This window comes from Acinetobacter johnsonii (assembly GCF_048551975.1).
Classification (GTDB): domain Bacteria; phylum Pseudomonadota; class Gammaproteobacteria; order Pseudomonadales; family Moraxellaceae; genus Acinetobacter; species Acinetobacter johnsonii_A.
The window spans coordinates 74,950-93,019 of record NZ_JBIMCF010000008.1 but is presented as its reverse complement, the minus strand read 5'-3'; the positions used below and the strand labels follow the sequence as shown (position 1 = coordinate 93,019).

Here is an 18,070-nt window from a genome sequence, read left to right as displayed (position 1 = left end):
TCGCGATTTACTGTGGGCTTTTTTGTATAGGTGTGATTTTCTTTGTCGGTGCAGATCAAAACTACCTTCTTCAGTAAGAATTTGAAGCTTGTTGCACTGATATAGACATCTAAATTTTAGCTGCAGAACGGAATTTTACGTGAAGGATAGACTTTGGAGATTAAACCTAGACATGGGTTTAATCTCAATTTTTTTGATTTGAAAACTAGTAAAACGGTAGTTATATTACATTTTGAATGGTCAATGTAATTACAAATGAATGACAGAGGTTGTGTAAAGATCAGACTTCAAGCCCAAATCACTAAAAATGCAGCAATCACCACCAGTACAATACCGAGATGTTCAGCACGTGCCAGCTTTTCTTTAAAGAAGTAGGCTGAAATCAACATACTAAAAATAATCTCAACCTGCCCCAAAGTTTTTACAATGGGCACGGACTGCATACTCATGGCACTAAACCAACCCAGTGACGCCAAAAAACTACAGAGGCTGACACGAAATGTAAGTCCAATACGCTGCCACATGGCCCATAGTGTTGCACGGCGAAATATTCCTAAATACATTAAAAGTAAACAGCACTGTGTCCCAATCACCATTAAAAGCACCCAAGCTGCGCGGTGAATAAAGGGTAAATTTGTTAGTTCTAAACTGGCCTCACGTACCAAGAGCGAGGTAATGGCAAAACATAAACCACTACCGATACCTATACATAAGGTGGGTACGGAAAAATCAGAAAAGTCCCGCCCTTTAGACATTAAAAATACCGCAAAGCCTCCCACAGCAACCCCAAACAAGCCTAAAAGGCTTAAATGGTCGGATAAAAAGACTACAGCAATAATCGCAGCAAGTACCGCCTCACTTTTAGCAAGACCCACCCCAATCGCATAATTTTTTTGCTTAAAAAGCTGAACCATCAACGCTGTTGCTGCAATTTGGCTCAATGCCGCAATAAGCACATAAATAGAAAAACGGAGATTGAAATGGACGGACTCCGTCACAGGCTGGAAATGGTAAAGACAACTGATGTAAATGAGTGCTAAGGGTAGAGCAAAGATGAACCGCGCTAGAGTCACTCCATAAACATCTACAGTAGTACTGAGTTGCTTTTGAAAAGCGTTGCGCCAAGCCTGCATAAAAGCGGCCATAAGCGTAAAAACAATCCATGTTATTGTCATCAAGTACTATATATGCAGTTACTTATCTCGCATAATGTAACCTTTTGATGGCAGCACATGTGCTTTATTTTCATGACTTATTCTTATGTGATAAATAACTTAAGTTCTGATGAAACTTCGACTATTACATTACATGTGCAACATCTTTTCAAAACTGAGTATCGAGTAAATTAAACGGCAATACATAAAAAGCCGAAGGAGTTATCCTTCGGCTTTTTATGTGAAATTTGACTTAAAGTATTAGAAGTTATAAATCGCAACCAAGTTCACACGGTTGTCTTCACCTTTTTTACTACCATTTGCCGCAGGTGCAAACGCTTCACGCTCACCGTAGACATACTCGACGCCAAGGCTAACAGGCTGAACTGGGCTATAGAATAAATTACCCCATGCTTGCCATAAGTTTTTATTGATTTTGGTATCATCAGTTACAGCATCAAGGTAGTCCTGATTTTTATCAAAAGTCATATAACCATAAGCCAAAGTGCCACGTAATTTGTCATTAAACTTCTGTGTTAAACCGACAGTAATTGAGTCAAACTCACTTTGTTCAATACTTGTGCCTGTTGCAACTACGCCAGGGTTTGTAAAGGATACAAAGCTGCTATCCCCTTTGACATGGTAGTAGTCGGCTTTTACAGAAGTTACTGGGGTGATGTCAAATTTGGCACCAACACCTACGCCATACGCCCACTCTTCTTGATTTTGAATGCGTTTTTCATGCGCCATTGCACGTCCACTGACTGAAAGGGCATCATTAAACTTATGATTCAGTCGTCCTGTAAATGCAGGCATACGTTGGCTTATGCTGGCATCTTTCGGGTCTTCCACTGCCGCGACTAAGTTAGTATTTGGCGTGAATTTATGGGTATAACGCACTTGAGGTGTACGTTTAATTGAAGCACCCACATAAGCCAAAGCATCAATCGTTTCAGGGATATAGTCTGGAGTCGCAAAGTTTGACCACGTTTGACCAATTAGCCAGTTACCATAGTTTAAATACGCATGACGAATACGTAAATTATCAAGGTTTGCACCACCTAAAAAGTCGACCTCAATTTTGGCATTTAAGTTCTGATCAGCTACTGGCGCTTTAAAGTCCAAACCTAATCGCGTTGCTGAAAGGGTTGATCTTAACCGATCGCTATTTTCAGCATTTCCTTCTAAAGGTACGCTATTGATTTGGTTATAGGGCATATCACGAGCACCACCTTCAGCTTGATACGATGCATCCATTCGAACATTACCGTATAAGTTGAACTCGGCCCCACCTTTGGTCAAACCTAAACCCGTTTTTTCAACCGTTTTTGGCGTCGTCAACACTTGACGTTCAACAGCGCTCAATTGAACAGCTTGCTGCTGTTGTTGCTGCGTATTCTGTTGAAGCATTTGTTTTAACACATTAATTTCATTTCTAAGTTGCTCAATCTCTGTCGTTGTATTGGTTTGTGCGTGTAATGCTGCACTACTTAACATCGATAAAGTGACAACTAAAACGTTCTTCTTAAATTGTTTCATTCTAACACGGGTCCTGTGTATTTAAGTCTGTCCTGACTTTTACTCTTTAATATTTAGCTCTCTTTTTCATCGCTGTTTTCTAACGCAATGCATTTCTTTTAATACTTTAAAATGAAACTTTTTATCGCATTAAAAATCGCGTTAAAAAACAACTTATAAAAAGCAAATTGATTTTAACAGTTCATACAGTTTTGGAAATGAGCCTACTACTAATGCACTAGACTCATGGGTTCAGTATTATTTAATTAGCTGTGGATTTAACTGCATCAAACACTTGTAATGCCGAAATTCACTATCAAACCTTTGGTGACCCAAAAAATCCCGCGATCGTTTTTTCAAACTCGCTAGGCACAAACTTCAACATGTGGAAACCACAAATTACTTTTTTCCAAAAAAATTATTTTGTGATTTGCTATGACACTCGCCGGCATGGCCATTCTTCCGCACATCAAGGGCCTTATGATATTGAACAACTTGATCTAGACCTGATACATTTATTGGACCATTTAAACATTGAGAAAGCCATTTTTTGCGGTATCTCAATGGGCGGACTTACAGGTCAGTGGTTAGTCATTCATAAACCTGAACGTTTTCACCGTGCCATTGTATGTAATACCTCAGCCAAAATTGGCAATGAACAAGCATGGAATGATCGCGCGTCGTTAGTACGTACCCAAGGTCTAGAACCCATTGCATCGACGGCTGCGAGCCGTTGGTTTACGGAACCCTTTATCCGAAGCAACGCAGCAACTGTAGCAGCGCTTTCAAACGACTTAGGTGCTGGCAGCCCAGAAAGTTATGCGAGTTGCTGTGAAGCTTTGGCTAAAGCGGATTTACGTGAAAAACTCGAAAGTATTCACGTACCTTTACTTGTGATTGCTGGGCGTAAAGACCCCGTAACAACAGTCTCAGATGCACAGTACATGGTGAATCACATCCGAAGTAGTGCCCTATTTGAAATCGATGCCTCTCATATTTCAAATATCGAACAGCCCAAAGCCTTCAATTAGGCCATTTTAGACTTTATTGCTTAATAATCTAGATGTGAACGCAAAACAGCCCAACAGGGGCTGTTTTTTTATCTATTTAAATAAAGAGGTAAGAATGCATCAAACGAATCATTAAAAACATGCTGGCTTTGGTTCATTCTATTTTTCCTCTTAAAATCATCAAAACTTAAAAAGTTGTATATAAAACAAACTGAAATTATTATGATTGCAAAATTATCTCTTCCAAATTTCACTTATTGCCAATCCTAAAGTCACCAGATCCCATCATGTAAAGCCAAATCTACCCAGTTAAAATGAGCAAAATAGCCAATTCTTTTCTTTTATAAAATCTTCTCTCACAGCAAAAGCCCTGACGCAATAGGAGGATATTTTTTCAATACATTCTGCTAATCAGCAATTTTTCTACAGTCTTTTGTTTATTTAACGGCAAAATTTCTCAACCAAGAGGATGCTGAAAAACACCGTTACAAACCTGAATTTTCCTCTTACTGGTTCAAGTTTTTCAGTTTTTATCTAAAAGATCATGGCATCAGCTAGATAGACGTTAACAACAGACAAAATCGTGCATCTACACTCTAATGTAACAAGTTAATGTTTTAATTGATGAAAGTGATATTTTTCCAGTTCAATGTTGATCCAATAAAGCTTAGAAGCTGAATTGATCATGCTCGTCAAGCCAGCCAAAAGAGTTAGAATAAATTGATCAGATCATCTCCAGATACAAACCATATCAGACTTCAGTTTTATTTTGATATACAGTTTAGCCATATAAAAATTGATCTACATCTGATGCAGAGTGAGCTATCGACTCAGAAGGCTGAGTTGCCCTGGTTTCAAGACTTGAGTTGTACCTGTGGCACAAAACGAAAACAAATCTGCTGCTTTTGGTCAATTTGGCTTACAATGTAAAAAAGAGTAATAATCCAAAAATTTGTAATCTTTTAACATTGCCAATTACTTGCAAAATTTACATTATATTGCCGAAGTTTGGCACTAAGCATCTACGTCAATTCAAACAAACTATAAAAAAAATGTAGAACTTTATGCCATAATACGCAAACTTTGCAGCCATCTTGCAAAGATTTATTGCAACTTATAATTGGAGCAAGATAAATGAGTTCGACCATTTTGGTTATTCATGGACCGAATCTAAATTTGCTAGGAATGCGTGAACCAGAGGTCTATGGCTCTCTAACGCTGAAAGACATCAACCTACAACTCATTGCACAAGCTGAAAATGCTTCAATTTCTCTCGACACTTTTCAAAGCAATTGGGAAGGTGCCATTGTCGACCGTATTCATCAAGCTCAAGCGGATGGCGTTCAATTTATTATTATTAACCCTGCTGCACTCACGCATACCTCTGTTGCTCTACGTGATGCTTTGCTTGGTGTAGCCATCCCATTTATTGAAGTTCATTTATCAAATGTTCATGCGCGCGAAGCATTTAGACATCATTCATATTTATCAGATAAAGCCGTTGGCGTTATTTGTGGCTTAGGTGCTCAAGGTTATAGCGCTGCGCTCAATTACGCTCTCAATAAAATTCAACCCTCTACGCAATCATAATTAGGAATACTGTCACATGGATATTCGTAAAATCAAGAAACTCATCGACCTGATGATTGAGTCTGACTTACAAGCGATTGAAGTTAAAGAAGGCGATCAATCGATTGCATTGACTCGTCGTAATCCAGTTGTTGCAGCTGGTGCTCCTGTTGCTATGACAGCTCCTGTTACTCAAGCTCCAGCGGCTAAAGCACCACGTGGTGCTGTAGAAACGTCTCCAATGGTTGGTGTGTTCTACGCGGCTCCGAGCCCAGGTGAAGCGCCATTTGTTAAAGTCGGTCAAACAATCACTGCAGGTGAAACACTTGGTATTATCGAAGCAATGAAAATCATGAACCCGATTGAAGCAACGCAAAGCGGTGTAGTCGAAGAAATTTTAGTGAAAAACGGCGAAGTGATCCAATTCGGTCAACCATTATTCCGCTACCGCGCGTAATAGACGGGGACTTATAATGTTGCAAAAAGTTTTAATTGCAAACCGTGGTGAAATTGCCCTGCGCATCACTCGTGCCTGCAAAACTTTAGGGATTAAGACTGTAGGAATCTATTCAGATGCCGACAAAGACTTAATGCATCTACGTTTTGTAGACGAAGCAGTATGTATTGGACCGGGTGCGAGCAGCGAAAGCTACTTGAACATTCCTGCCATTATTACAGCAGCTGAAATTTCAGGTGCAGATGCCATTCACCCAGGTTATGGCTTCTTATCAGAAAATGCTGAATTTGCTGAAATTGTAGAAAACTCAGGTTTTATTTTTATTGGACCACGCCCTGAACATATTCGTTTGATGGGTAATAAAGTTTCTGCAATTACCGCAATGCGTAAAGCAGGTGTTCCAACCGTACCAGGTTCTGCAAATGCGGTTACACCGCAAAATGCGCTGGCTGAAGCTAAAGAAATTGGTTTTCCATTGATCGTAAAAGCTGCTTCTGGTGGTGGTGGTCGTGGTATGCGTATTGTAGAACGTGTCGACACCCTGCTTGAATCCGTTCAAGCTGCACAGCGTGATGCTGAAATGTGGTTTGGCGATGACACGGTGTATATGGAGCGTTTCCTACAAAAACCTCGTCACGTTGAAGTTCAAGTTCTTGCTGACGGTAATGGCCACGCGATTCACCTGTATGACCGAGACTGCTCTTTACAGCGTCGCCATCAGAAAGTGTTAGAAGAAGCGCCAGCGCCAAATTTACCTGAACAAGCACGTGCTGACATTTTAGAAGCTTGCGTAAATGCTTGTAAATTAATGCAGTACCGCGGTGCAGGTACATTCGAGTTCTTGTTTGAAGATGGTGAATTCTTCTTTATTGAGATGAATACACGTGTTCAAGTTGAGCACCCTGTAACTGAAATGGTGACAGGTATCGACATTATTGAACAGCAGCTCCGGATTGCTGGTGGTCTAGGTCTTGAAATTGAACAAGATCAAGTTGAAGTGAAAGGTCATGCGATTGAATGCCGTATCAATGCTGAAGATCCAACGACCTTCTTACCTTCACCGGGTAAAATTGAGAATTTTTATGTGCCAGGTGGTGCAGGTATTCGTCTTGATTCACATATCTATCAAGGCTATAGCATTCCGCCATACTATGACTCGATGATTGCAAAGCTGATTGCACACGGTAAGGATCGTAAAACATCACTTGCTCGCATGCGCCAAGCACTTGATGAAATGATTTTGACAGGTATTAAAACCAATATTCCATTGCATAAAGATTTGATTCTTCAAGATGAAAAATTCTGTGAACAAGCAATGGATATTCACTACCTTGAAAAGCATTTGTTAAAGCAAATTGAAGGTAATCAAGATAAATAATTGTCTTTATCCTTAATAAAAAACCGCGATAAATCGCGGTTTTTTATTTATAAAACAATTAATTAAGGTAGTACACGACGTAGCGTTGCAAAGCATTGTTGTGCTTTATCATTGGCACAAAAATTAATGGTCGATGGACTTTGCCATTTCACAAAATACTGAGACATTTCACCAGTCTGATCTTCTTGAGACCCAGAACAATCCACTTGGTTATTGTCAAATTTGACCTGTAAAATTAAAGCAGGCAGTTGCACATTTTTATCGGTAGATGGCTGGTAATCATAAATTCCCGTAGACCATTCTTCCCCACTTTTAATCACAACATCACTATTACTTTTAAAATTATAGTATTCAACGCATTTACGATTATTTGGAATTTCCATTCCCCATAGTCCTACAATTTCAGGGCGAGTCGTTACACGAATATTATTTTGATTTGATGCTTGAGTATCTTCAGCCTGATTTGGCGTATTTGCCATAAGCACTGATGAAGTTAACATGAATAACATGCCGAGTAATGTTTTTTTCATACAAGCCATAATGTTTTTAAGCGTCTCACTAAATTAGCATATTTTGATTCAAAACATCATTTTATAACCATTTCATAACAATCTATTTTTTGTTATCGGTTGCAATCTCGATTTAACAAAACGATTTATTGTCAGCACTAGATAAATCCTACTTTCAGAATCGAAAAAAGACCGCTTAAGCAGTCTTTTTTGTATTTATTGATATTTGAATTTAGGCTACAGGTGCCAGTGTAAACAGCACCTGACCTGTTTTTACCGTTTGCTTTTTTTCAATGGTAATGGCTTCAACCTTCATCCGCTCAGGTGCAATAATGGGAATTTCAATTTTCATGGCTTCAATCACGACCAAAGTTGCTCCTTCTTCCACAATGTCTCCAGAGGAAGATTCAGTTTTCCAAATAGAACCGGGCATGTGCGACTCTACTGCACAGCCACCTTGAGGAATTTGAATTTCACTGTCGCCTAACACTGTATCTAGACTTTCAGAAACATATTCAGCCAAACCTGCCTCATGCCAGCGACGGCGTTCATCTTCAAAGTTTGCTTGCTGTACCGCTTTAAAACTTGAAATGGATGCTGCATTTTCAATGAGGAAGTCATTATATTCTTTTAGATTTAAAACCCCATCTTCCACACACAGCTTTAAGCACCCTGCTTTAAAGTCTTACCACATTTGCATCAATTCTGTTTCAGATACTTCATAAAATTTAATTTGATCAAAGAAGCGCAGTAACCATGGCTTATCCTGTTCAAAGTCTGGATTTTTGCGGTAACGATTCCACATTTGGGTGGTACGCCCAACAAACTGATAACCGCCAGGGCCTTCCATGCCATAGACACACATATACGCTCCACCGATGCCGACTGCATTTTCAGGTTCATGTACGTGCAGGATTATATTTGGTGGTCACTAAACGATGGCGTGGATCCAGTGGCGTTGCCACAGGTGCCCCCAAGTACACATCTCTCAAGCCCATGACCAAATAATTGGTACTATACACAACGTCCTTTACCGCTTGTTTTGACTCTAATCCATTGATGCAGCGGATAAATTCAATATTGTCTGGACACCACGGCGCATCTGGACATACCGTTTGCATATAGCGCTTAGTCGCCAGCTGGGTTTGCGAGTCTTCCCAAGCCAAAGGTAAATAGACTGTACGCGAAGGCACTTCGATTGCGGTCACATCAGGCAATTCATTTTCTGCTAGCTGTAATAATTCCAACAAATGCTTCTGATTAAGTTTTAATGAATCAAAGTGAATTTGTAGCGAACGAATTCCTGGGGTTAAATCAATAATCCCTTCGATACTTTGCTCTTTAACCCATTGCATTAAAGCGTGAATACGGAAACGTAAATTGAGGTCTAAAACCAACTCTCCATATTCAACCAGTAAATAACTGTTCCCTGCGGGACGATAAATTACATCGGGTGCAGCACTCTCACCTTTTTGGGTCGCCAAAACGGCGTCTGAGAGGGTTTCCATTTCAGCGTGAAAACTTGGAGCAAATTCTAAATTTTCAGTCGTATCCGCTGTTAACGCTGCGCTATATTTTTGATTCAATACTTGTGCTTGATCATAAGAAATTGGGGTAAATTTAACTTTATCGCCCGCTTTAAGTTGACTAATTTTCCATAGTTCAGAGCTAACCACCACCGCAGGACAAACAAAGCCGCCTAAACTTGGACCATCTGGTCCCAAAATAATTGGCATATCTCCAGTGAAGTCAATCGCACCAATGGCATAAGCATTGTCATGAATATTCGAAGGGTGCAGCCCTGCTCCACCACCATTTGTATGCGCCCATTCAGTTTTTTCACCTACTAAACGAATGCCTGTACGACGTGAGTTAAAATGAATTTCAAATTCTTGCTTGAACAAACGCTCAATATCGCGTTTGGTGAAAAAGTCGGGCGCACCATGCAGTCTATACATCACTGCAATGTTCCAAGTGTGGCTAAAGCTTGGCACTTATGCTGCACTGAGTGCAACAGTTTCTACCGAGCTCTAAGCCGTAATGGGCAACATATCTACTATGAGTAAATTGCGTCCTGCATGACCACTAAACTAACCTAAAGTAAAAGTTGCTTGTGAGCCTAAGTAGGAAGGTACATTGAGCCCACCTTTAATACCAATATAACTGCGACAACCTGTGGTGATTTTACCTGTTTTAAGGATTTGCCCTTTTTTAACATTAAGGGTCTGCCACATTGCAACGTCGACACCATCCAATGTCGCAAGCATGTCGCCACCCGTAATCACTATTTGGCTGTCACAATGGAATTTTAAAGTTGGGCCTTGTTTAGTTTCAATTCCTGCCACTGAGGTTTTTACCAAGGTGTCACTCATGGCCTGAATTGCACTTTCACGGTTTTCGTGAGCCACAATGATTTTGGGAAAAGCATCAAATTTTAAGAATTACTTCATCAAAATTTCATGGAACATGTGACGCAGCCATTGGTGGCTGGTTTTATGATGACAAGACATGTGCCAATACTGTTTCACTCCATAACTTGGAAAGGCAATCGGCGCATTGAAGATCTTTAAATTGCCACGTGAAAGCAGCACTTCACTCAAATAGTATGGAACTGTGGCGATTGCATCTGTTTCTTGTACCACCAAGCCTACCCCCAAATAGCTCGGTAAACGCATTAAAATGTCACGCTTTAGTTCTAAATTAAGCAGTTCGTTTTCAATATGGTAATGTCCCATACCCGCATCAATATCGATATGTGACTCAGCCAAGTATTGCGCTGTGCTGATACTGTCACCTGTCAAACGCGGATGGTCTTTGGCTGCAATCACCACATAATACTGCTCAAACAGTTGCTGTTGATAAAAGCCATTTTCCAGTTGAGGTAAAAAACCCAGCGCCAAATCAATCTCACCATTTGCCATTTGATAACTAGTTTCAGAGGTGATCGGACGAATATTCAAACGAATATGCGGCGCATGTTTCTTTAAGTATTGCGAAATTTTCGGCAATAACACCAAATGCGAAACATCGGTCATGGCCAAACTAAACTGTTGCTGCGAAGTGGCTTGGTCAAAATCAATCGTGAAGTTATTGATGATTTCAACCTTGTTTAAAGCCTCACTGACCAATGGAAATAACTGTTTCGACAGCTCAGTCGGTACCATTTCATTGCCAATCCGTAAAAACAGCGGATCATTATAATGTTGGCGAATTTTATTCAGAATGTTACTCACCGTCGGTTGACTCATTTCTAAATGATCAGCCGCCAGTGACACACTTTTAAACTTATAAACGTAAAAAAAGATACTGAGTAATTTACAGTCCAGTTCAAACACGAAAAAAATGTTCCTTATATGTATGTGATGGTAGACGATCCATCATCTACCCATTATAGCGATGATCCAATGCTCAAAACTTACTTTTACAGGCATCTAGGTTTAATATCAGACGTTTCAGCAATAAAAGTACATTAATTATACCTTTAGCTGTACTGCACAATCGATGCTCTCCCTGAAAAGTTAAGACGCATGATCTGCATGTATTTTACAAAATAAAAAAGGCCCGAATCAATCGAACCTTTGATGAAATCAACCATGCCGAATTATAGCGATTTAAAGTATTTTCTTCACAGGCATAGCTAAGAATATTTACAGCTTTAGTCCAGCAGCTCTATGGCAATAGCAGTCGCCTCACCACCACCAATACACAAGGCAGCTACACCCTTTTTCCCACCAGTACGTTTCAAGGCATGCAGTAAAGTCACGATAATACGTGAACCAGATGAACCCAATGGATGACCAAGTGCACAAGCACCACCATTCACATTGACTTTTGCAGGGTCTAAATGAAAACCATCAATTGCAAGCATTGTGACCATCGCAAACGCTTCATTGACTTCCCACAGATCTACATCACTCGCAGACCAGCCTGCTTTGGCTAAAACTTTCTCAATGGCACCTACCGGGGCAATGGTGAACTCAGATGGATGCTGGGAATTACTTGCATAAGCCACAACTTTTGCCAATGGCTTAAGACCACGTGCGTCAGCAACTTCGGATGAAGTTACAACCAATGCCGAAGCACCATCCGAAATAGAGCTCGAATTTGCCGCGGTAATCGTGCCGTCTTTTTTAAATGCCGGACGTAAAGTTGGAATTTTATCCACTTTGGCATTTAGCGGCTGTTCATCCTGATCAACCACAACATCGCCTTTACGGCTACTCACCGTCACAGGCACGATTTCATCTTTGAAGAAACCACCTTGAATCGCAGCAACGGCTTTATTTAAAGAACCAATAGCATACTGATCCTGTTGCTCACGGGTATAGCCTTTTTTATCTGCCATTTCTTGAGCAAGTACACCCATCGATAGACCTGTTTCAGCATCTTCTAAACCTTCTTGGAACATGTGATCGGTTGTTTTACCATGTCCCATACGGTAGCCCGCGCGTGCTTTTTCAAGTAAATACGGCGCATTTGACATCGACTCCATACCACCGGCTACCACAATCTCAGCTGAACCTGCTTTAATTGCGTCAGCCGCTTGCATGACGGCTTTCATACCAGAGCCACAAATTTTATTGATGGTTGTTGCACCCGTTGAGTCAGGTAGGCCCGCCATACGCATTGCTTGACGTGCAGGGCCTTGTTTTAAACCTGCTGGAAGTACACAACCAAAGATCACTTCATCGACATCGGTCGGCTGTAAGCCAGAACGGTTTAACACTTCTTTAATTGTCACCGCACCCAGTTCAGGCGCGGTACAGCTCGATAGTGAACCTTGAAAACCACCCATTGCTGTACGTACACCGTCTACAATAACAATCATTTTCTATTTCATCCTTTTTTGCGGTTTATTTACTTTAAGTCCAATTAAGAGACTTAAAAACATTCCCTATCTATTTTTTCATATTGCAAAGGAGTTAACCTTTTCAGATCTTATTTTAATGTTTTTCATAGTGCTACCATCTCAAAGCAAGTCATCTATAAAGACATTAAAATAAACACAAGTGCATAAGACATCGATCCATAAGACACATGATCTATTTATCAACCCGCACTGCATTCAAGGTTTGAGCACTAAATGTTCTCGTCTCTAAGAACACAGTGGCTCTACACTGACAATAGTGTAAAAATCACGAAAAAGGAATGCAATGGCCTAAATTTGATCTCTAGAGATCAAATTTATTGACAACGAAATGAGAAAATGCACCTGTATTTATTTCTATTGTTGAACAAGTGGATATTTTTAAAACGATTGTAGTAATATCCAAGACCTTAGTTGCATTTTCATTTTCAACCAAGTTCAATAGCCTCTCTATAGTTCTCATGAAATACACTGGAATAAGCCAATGACTTCAGTACGCCAACAAAATTTTCTATTACGCAAAGAGAAAATTTTAGCCATGGCTGAGACTTTATTATTAGACAATAATCAAGACATCACCTTAAGCGAATTAGCAACGGAACTCGATATTGCGAAGGGTACGATCTACAAGCATTTCAAAAGTAAAAATCAACTTTATTTAGAGCTGATTATCTTGAATGAAACTCGCCTGCTAGAGATTTCTCAAAAGCATAACAATGATATTAAAACGTATGTTTCCGAATACATGCTTTATAATATGTTGAACTCGAACCGTACGATTTTACTGCACGTTATTGAAGAACGTTTAACCAATAATGAACGTAAACTCAAAGAACTTTTTGAGAAGCTCTATCAAATACGTGAACAACGTATTATCGAAATTAAAGACATGACCTCTGACTATTTAAAGTCTTTAGACAGTGCAATGTCCATTCGTGATTATTTATCTTATGTATGGACAGTGACCTATGGTGCGTCATTGTTACTCAATTCAACGCATTATCAAAAATCAATCGGTTCTCGCGAGCGTCTGATTAAACTTTATGTAAACCAAGCCCTCATGACACCTGATAAAATTTCACACGCAGCACTTTAAGTTTCTAAACGGCATAAAAAAGCTAAACATTTTATATTTAGCTTTTTTTCATCTAGAAAATTAGTCTACGGAAATATCTTCAAACAAAACTGAAGATAAATAACGTTCACCACCGTCAGGTAAAATCACCACAATAGTTTTACCTGCATTTTCAGGGCGTGCTGCAAGTTCAGCTGCTGCTGCCATCGCGGCACCACTTGAAATACCTACCAAAATACCCTCTTGACTTGCTGTTTTTCGCGCCCAATCAATTGCTGTTGCAGCATCAATTGGCATCACTTCATCGACCAAGTCGAGGTCTAAGTTTTTAGGAATAAAGTTAGCGCCAATGCCCTGAATCTTATGTGGTCCAGGCGTCAAAGTTTCACCACGTTTGGTTTGACCAATAATCGGCGATTCAGCAGGTTCTACCGCAACTGAATACAGGGCTTGTTTTTTTACTTTTTCAAAATAACTTGAAATCCCTGAAATCGTACCACCCGTCCCAACACCTGCAACTAAAATATCAACTTTACCACCTGTTGCTTCCCAAATTTCTGGGCCAGTCGTTGATTCATGAATAGCTGGGTTTGCTGGGTTTTCAAACTGTTGTGGTAAAAAATAAGTGTCTGGATTTTCATCCAACAAACGCTGTGCTTCTTCTACCGCACCGCGCATCCCTTTTGCAGGGTCGGTGAGAACCAAGTTCGCGCCCAAAGCTTTCATCACTTTACGACGTTCGATACTCATGCTTGATGGCATAGTTAGAGTTAACGCATAACCTTTTGCAGCAGCAACGAATGCCAAAGCAATACCTGTATTGCCACTGGTTGGTTCGACAATGTGCATTCCGGCTTTCAGCACACCGCGTGCTTCCGCATCCGCAATCAGCGCAGCCCCAATACGACATTTTATTGAAAATGCAGGGTTACGGCTTTCAACTTTGGCTAAAACGGTGGCTGGACTTTGTATAATTCGGTTAATACGAACCAATGGTGTGTTACCAATCGCTTCTGCATTATTACTATAAACCGCTATCCCTAAATTATTAGGCGTTGGAAAAGCTGAGTCAGTACTCATACCAATGTTTCCTATGTTGTTTTTAATGATCCACTCATTATCATACCCTGATTTTTAAATGCAAACTGACATTTGGTCGGGCTTATGTTTTTATTTGATAAATAAATCAATTAAACAGAAAAAGTATGCGTTTTCCGATGCCTTTTCCCCAAGCGACCAACTCAAACAAGAGTGAGACTATTCCACTTTTCTAACTGTGTAACGGCCACGCTAAAATCTACTCGTGCAGCCTGTTCTCGGTCTGTTTTTAAGAACAGTTCCTGTGTCACTTGAAAAATAGGTGTTTTCATCTGTCCTTCTTCGGCAAGATCTACCGCAATACCAATGTCTTTTTGCAACAGGTTTAACGCAAAGGTTTTTTGAAAAGTTCGGCTCAAAACTTTTTGCGCCATCACTGTTTCAGACATGGTACTTTTACCACTGGAGTGATTAATACAACTCAATGCTCCAGCCAAGTCAACGCATCGATTTTTCAAAATAGACAACCCTTCACACAGTGCCCATAAATGTGTTGCCATGAGCGTATTGTTCACCGCCTTAACCGCAAAGCCTGCACCACTTTCCCCGACGTATTCAATCAGTCCTGCAAATGCCTGAATAATAGGCTTTGCCCTTTCAAATCCAGCGATATTACCACCCACCATAACCGTCAAAGTACCGCGTTCAGCACCAATGGTTTGACCCGAAACAGGTGCATCTAAGTAAGTTACTCCACGTGCTGCCAAATCAGTGGAAATTCGCTGCGCGGACTCAGGCACGCCACTGGTACAATCCACCCACAGACTTCCAAATTTGGGCGGATGTAACGCAATTAACGTTTCAACATCTGCACTTGTCGGTAAGCATGAAAATATAACATCGGCTTGCATCGCTTGTTGAAGTTCAACCTGCAAAGTACCAAAGGTTTGCGCATGTGAAGACGCTTTTTCCGCTGTGCGATTCCACACCCAAACAGGATGACCCAGATTTGGCAAATGGGAGGCCATATGCCAGCCCATTGCCCCAAGTCCTATAAATGCAATATTCAGACTCAAAACGTACTCCTAACTGTGTGCAATAGTGCTATTGATTTGATCTTCTGACTTCTCTACGACTGGCTCTTTTTCACTGCCTCGGTTCAAGAAAAGATTGAGCAGAATGGCTGCTAGTGTTGCAGTGCCAATACCACCTAGGTCAAAACTCCCTATTTGTAAGCTGTAATTGCCTGTTCCCATAATCAAACACACGGCCCCAATCATTAAAGTACTGTTCTTGGTGAAATCAATTTTGTTATCGACCCAAATTTTTGCGCCAGCAACGGTAATCAAACCAAAAACCACAATGGATGCACCACCCAAGAGTGCAACAGGAATAGTACTAATCACTGCGCCAAACTTTGGCGAAAGCCCCAGTAAAATCGCAAATACACCTGCAAAAACAAAGATTGTGGTTGAATAAACTTTAGTGACTGCCATCACCCCAATGTTTTCAGCATAGGTGGTCATCCCTGTCCCACCAACTGAAGCAGACAGTGTGGTACATACCCCATCTGCAAAGAAACCGCGTCCCATATAAGGAGACAAATTTTTCCCAGTCATCGCCGACACAGCTTTGAAATGCCCTAAGTTTTCGGCCACCAAAATAATCGCAACGGGTGCAATCAACATCATAGCGTTTAGATCAAAGGTTGGGCTGTGGAACACTGGTAAACCAAACCATGCTGCTTGACCGACTTTTGCAAAGTCAATTGCAGTGCCAAAACCCATGACATTGGTGAGTAAGAAGTAAATAAAATAGGAGGCAACCAAGCCTAAAAGTAGCAGTAAACGGCGCAGCATACCTTTGGTAAATACCGCAATGACACTAATACAAATAATCGTGATTAACGCCATCCAAGAGTCAAACTGATTGGCTGACACACTTTTGATCGCAACTGGTGCAAGGTGTAGGCCAATAATCATCACGATGGCACCTGTCACTATAGGTGGCATCAACTTTTCAATCCATGCCGTACCAGTTCGTATCACAATTAAACCGATGAACGCGTACAGCACCCCACATGCAATAGTTCCACCCAGTGCTAAAGAAAGATTTGGGTTTGCTCCAACACCTGTATAACCCGTAACTGCAACCACTGCTCCAATGAAGGCAAAGCTGGACCCCAAATAACTTGGCATACGTCCACCGGTCATGAGGAAGAAGAGTATCGTACCAATGCCTGTAATGAAGATCGTTAGATTCGGATCAAAGCCCATCAGCAATGGCGCAAGCACAGTTGCACCGAACATGGCAAAAGCATGTTGCAACCCCAAAATAATACTTTTTGCTGCGGGTAAGTATTCATCTGTTTGCACAGGCGTTGTATCTAAATCGCCTTGATAAGGCTTAAATTTTGGAAACCACGATTCTTTTGTTTGCATGGGTTTCCCCTCCTTGTAAAAGTAGGAATTTTTGAATTAGCACATTGGTAATGGCTCACAATAACCACGGTTAAAATACATCAGCGCATTTAGTCCATAACTTTGCTTCATGGCTTTGACTTGGCAAAACAGCACATCATGGCTACCTACAGATATGGTCTGAACCACTTCACAATCAAAGCTCACCAAGGCATCCTCCAAGACCGGTGCATTGGTCAACAGTGTGGACCATGTGCCCTGAGCAAAACGTTCAGGCATTGGGGTTTTCCCCCAAAACAGATTAGATAAATGTTGTTGCTGGCTCGACAACGTGTTTACACATAACACTTGATTGCTTTTAAATGTCTCAAACACAGAGGCTGAACGGTTTAAACACACTAACAACGTTGGCGGTGTATCGGTCACACTACATACTGCCGATGCCGTAAAGCCTGCCTGACCGGCCCTCCCATCCGTTGTAATCACATTGACCGCAGCCCCTAGATTCGCCATACCTTGACGAAACGTGTGTTGATCCAAGATTGCCTCTGGTGCTTTATGATTGAGCATGGTTTCAACTTGATCTTGATTCATCAGTTTTGCATTCATCGTATTCTCCATGCCCTAAAAAATCGTATATCAGGGCATTAAAATTTGATTATTCCACTTAAGCCACATGTGCAACCGAAGCGATTTCAACCAAAGCCTCTGGCTTGACCAGTCCAGTCTGTACGCAATAGCGTGCAGGTTTATCGTTTGGAAAATACTCGGCATATACAGCATTAATCGCGCCATAATCGGCCCAATCTTTCACAAAAATATGATTAAAAGTGACGTCATCCATTGTGCCACCTGCCGTTGCAAGGACTCGTTTAATGGTTTCTAAAATATGTCGAGTCTGTGCTGCGGCATCACCAACATGAACGACGTTGTTATGTTCATCAAAGGCCAAGGTGCCTGATACATAAACGATATTGTCAGCCTTAGTTGCAGGTACAAATGGTGCAAGTGGTTTCGCTGTGCCTTCTAGCACAATAATTTCTTTAGGCATGAGGTTTCCTCTATCTTTCGTACG

Annotated in this window: 15 protein-coding genes and 1 pseudogene; 5 read left to right on the top strand and 11 right to left on the bottom strand. The window is 40.8% G+C overall.

Annotated features, from left to right (window positions below; all coding sequences use genetic code 11):
* Nucleotides 1-287: 287 nt before the first annotated feature.
* Both ACG9ZB_RS08720 and ACG9ZB_RS08715 read right to left on the bottom strand, forming a co-directional pair.
* The gene (locus tag ACG9ZB_RS08720) at nucleotides 288-1,175 is read right to left on the bottom strand and encodes an EamA family transporter (RefSeq protein WP_419325397.1); all 888 of its coding nucleotides are present in this window, start codon (nucleotides 1,173-1,175) and stop codon (nucleotides 288-290) included.
* A 240-nt stretch (nucleotides 1,176-1,415) separates the two neighbouring features.
* Nucleotides 1,416-2,693, bottom strand: a complete 1,278-nt coding sequence (locus ACG9ZB_RS08715) for a DcaP family trimeric outer membrane transporter (RefSeq protein WP_419325365.1) — start codon at nucleotides 2,691-2,693, stop codon at nucleotides 1,416-1,418.
* Nucleotides 2,694-2,944: 251 nt separating this feature from the next.
* Here ACG9ZB_RS08715 and pcaD point away from each other — a divergent pair, with 251 nt between their 5' ends.
* The 4 genes from pcaD to accC all read left to right on the top strand — a co-directional run bounded on the left by pcaD (nucleotide 2,945) and on the right by accC (nucleotide 7,086).
* A complete protein-coding gene (gene pcaD, locus ACG9ZB_RS08710; RefSeq protein WP_419325364.1) occupies nucleotides 2,945-3,703 on the top strand; it encodes a 3-oxoadipate enol-lactonase in 759 nt (252 codons plus the stop codon).
* Between the two features lie 1,113 nt (nucleotides 3,704-4,816).
* Nucleotides 4,817-5,272, top strand: coding sequence for a type II 3-dehydroquinate dehydratase (gene aroQ, locus ACG9ZB_RS08705; protein ID WP_419325363.1), 456 nt, complete (start codon nucleotides 4,817-4,819; stop codon nucleotides 5,270-5,272).
* Between the two features lie 16 nt (nucleotides 5,273-5,288).
* Nucleotides 5,289-5,708: an acetyl-CoA carboxylase biotin carboxyl carrier protein gene (gene accB, locus ACG9ZB_RS08700; protein WP_004693209.1), complete on the top strand. Its 420-nt coding sequence runs from the start codon at nucleotides 5,289-5,291 to the stop codon at nucleotides 5,706-5,708.
* Nucleotides 5,709-5,724: 16 nt separating this feature from the next.
* The gene (gene accC / locus ACG9ZB_RS08695; RefSeq protein WP_004979754.1) at nucleotides 5,725-7,086 is read left to right on the top strand and encodes an acetyl-CoA carboxylase biotin carboxylase subunit; all 1,362 of its coding nucleotides are present in this window, start codon (nucleotides 5,725-5,727) and stop codon (nucleotides 7,084-7,086) included.
* 62 nt (nucleotides 7,087-7,148) lie between these two features.
* Here the strand turns inward: accC and ACG9ZB_RS08690 are convergent, their stop codons facing one another.
* The 4 genes and pseudogenes from ACG9ZB_RS08690 to ACG9ZB_RS08675 form a co-directional block, all read right to left on the bottom strand.
* Nucleotides 7,149-7,616: a hypothetical protein gene (locus ACG9ZB_RS08690; protein ID WP_411370869.1), complete on the bottom strand. Its 468-nt coding sequence runs from the start codon at nucleotides 7,614-7,616 to the stop codon at nucleotides 7,149-7,151.
* 211 nt (nucleotides 7,617-7,827) lie between these two features.
* Nucleotides 7,828-9,943 (bottom strand): annotated as a pseudogene (locus ACG9ZB_RS08685) (carboxyltransferase domain-containing protein); the annotation flags it as partial.
* Between the two features lie 93 nt (nucleotides 9,944-10,036).
* A complete protein-coding gene (locus ACG9ZB_RS08680) occupies nucleotides 10,037-10,930 on the bottom strand; it encodes a LysR substrate-binding domain-containing protein (protein ID WP_004979763.1) in 894 nt (297 codons plus the stop codon).
* A 320-nt stretch (nucleotides 10,931-11,250) separates the two neighbouring features.
* Entirely contained in the window at nucleotides 11,251-12,423 is a 1,173-nt protein-coding gene (locus ACG9ZB_RS08675) for a thiolase family protein (RefSeq protein WP_419325362.1), read from the bottom strand.
* A gap of 523 nt (nucleotides 12,424-12,946) precedes the next feature.
* Between ACG9ZB_RS08675 and ACG9ZB_RS08670 the strand changes: the two genes are divergently transcribed.
* Nucleotides 12,947-13,558 carry a TetR/AcrR family transcriptional regulator gene (locus ACG9ZB_RS08670; RefSeq protein ID WP_004693224.1) on the top strand — a complete coding sequence of 204 codons (612 nt, stop codon included), beginning with the start codon at nucleotides 12,947-12,949 and terminating at the stop codon, nucleotides 13,556-13,558.
* A gap of 60 nt (nucleotides 13,559-13,618) precedes the next feature.
* Here ACG9ZB_RS08670 and cysK read toward each other — a convergent pair whose 3' ends face one another.
* The 5 genes from cysK to rutC form a co-directional block, all read right to left on the bottom strand.
* On the bottom strand, nucleotides 13,619-14,617 hold the full coding sequence (gene cysK, locus ACG9ZB_RS08665) for a cysteine synthase A (RefSeq protein ID WP_078389093.1): 999 nt from the start codon (nucleotides 14,615-14,617) through the stop codon (nucleotides 13,619-13,621).
* A gap of 161 nt (nucleotides 14,618-14,778) precedes the next feature.
* Complete coding sequence (locus ACG9ZB_RS08660; protein WP_419325396.1) at nucleotides 14,779-15,615, bottom strand: NAD(P)-dependent oxidoreductase; 837 nt, start codon at nucleotides 15,613-15,615, stop codon at nucleotides 14,779-14,781.
* 45 nt (nucleotides 15,616-15,660) lie between these two features.
* Complete coding sequence (gene rutG / locus ACG9ZB_RS08655) at nucleotides 15,661-17,016, bottom strand: pyrimidine utilization transport protein G (RefSeq protein ID WP_419325361.1); 1,356 nt, start codon at nucleotides 17,014-17,016, stop codon at nucleotides 15,661-15,663.
* Between the two features lie 36 nt (nucleotides 17,017-17,052).
* The gene (rutF, locus tag ACG9ZB_RS08650; RefSeq protein WP_419325395.1) at nucleotides 17,053-17,589 is read right to left on the bottom strand and encodes an NADH-dependent FMN reductase RutF; all 537 of its coding nucleotides are present in this window, start codon (nucleotides 17,587-17,589) and stop codon (nucleotides 17,053-17,055) included.
* 73 nt (nucleotides 17,590-17,662) lie between these two features.
* The gene (rutC, locus tag ACG9ZB_RS08645) at nucleotides 17,663-18,046 is read right to left on the bottom strand and encodes a pyrimidine utilization protein C (RefSeq protein ID WP_419325360.1); all 384 of its coding nucleotides are present in this window, start codon (nucleotides 18,044-18,046) and stop codon (nucleotides 17,663-17,665) included.
* Nucleotides 18,047-18,070 lie beyond the last annotated feature (24 nt).

Bases quoted from the DNA above. Each gene is read 5' to 3' on its own strand.
- ACG9ZB_RS08720 (WP_419325397.1), bottom strand. From the start codon at position 1,175: ATGACAATAACATGGATTGTTTTTACGCTTATGGCCGCTTTTATGCAG.
- ACG9ZB_RS08715 (WP_419325365.1), bottom strand. From the start codon at position 2,693: ATGAAACAATTTAAGAAGAACGTTTTAGTTGTCACTTTATCGATGTTA.
- aroQ (WP_419325363.1), top strand. From the start codon at position 4,817: ATGAGTTCGACCATTTTGGTTATTCATGGACCGAATCTAAATTTGCTA.
- accB (WP_004693209.1), top strand. From the start codon at position 5,289: ATGGATATTCGTAAAATCAAGAAACTCATCGACCTGATGATTGAGTCT.
- accC (WP_004979754.1), top strand. From the start codon at position 5,725: ATGTTGCAAAAAGTTTTAATTGCAAACCGTGGTGAAATTGCCCTGCGC.
- ACG9ZB_RS08690 (WP_411370869.1), bottom strand. From the start codon at position 7,616: ATGAAAAAAACATTACTCGGCATGTTATTCATGTTAACTTCATCAGTG.
- ACG9ZB_RS08675 (WP_419325362.1), bottom strand. From the start codon at position 12,423: ATGATTGTTATTGTAGACGGTGTACGTACAGCAATGGGTGGTTTTCAA.
- ACG9ZB_RS08670 (WP_004693224.1), top strand. From the start codon at position 12,947: ATGACTTCAGTACGCCAACAAAATTTTCTATTACGCAAAGAGAAAATT.
- cysK (WP_078389093.1), bottom strand. From the start codon at position 14,617: ATGAGTACTGACTCAGCTTTTCCAACGCCTAATAATTTAGGGATAGCG.
- ACG9ZB_RS08660 (WP_419325396.1), bottom strand. From the start codon at position 15,615: ATGGGCTGGCATATGGCCTCCCATTTGCCAAATCTGGGTCATCCTGTT.
- rutG (WP_419325361.1), bottom strand. From the start codon at position 17,016: ATGCAAACAAAAGAATCGTGGTTTCCAAAATTTAAGCCTTATCAAGGC.
- rutF (WP_419325395.1), bottom strand. From the start codon at position 17,589: ATGAATCAAGATCAAGTTGAAACCATGCTCAATCATAAAGCACCAGAG.
- rutC (WP_419325360.1), bottom strand. From the start codon at position 18,046: ATGCCTAAAGAAATTATTGTGCTAGAAGGCACAGCGAAACCACTTGCA.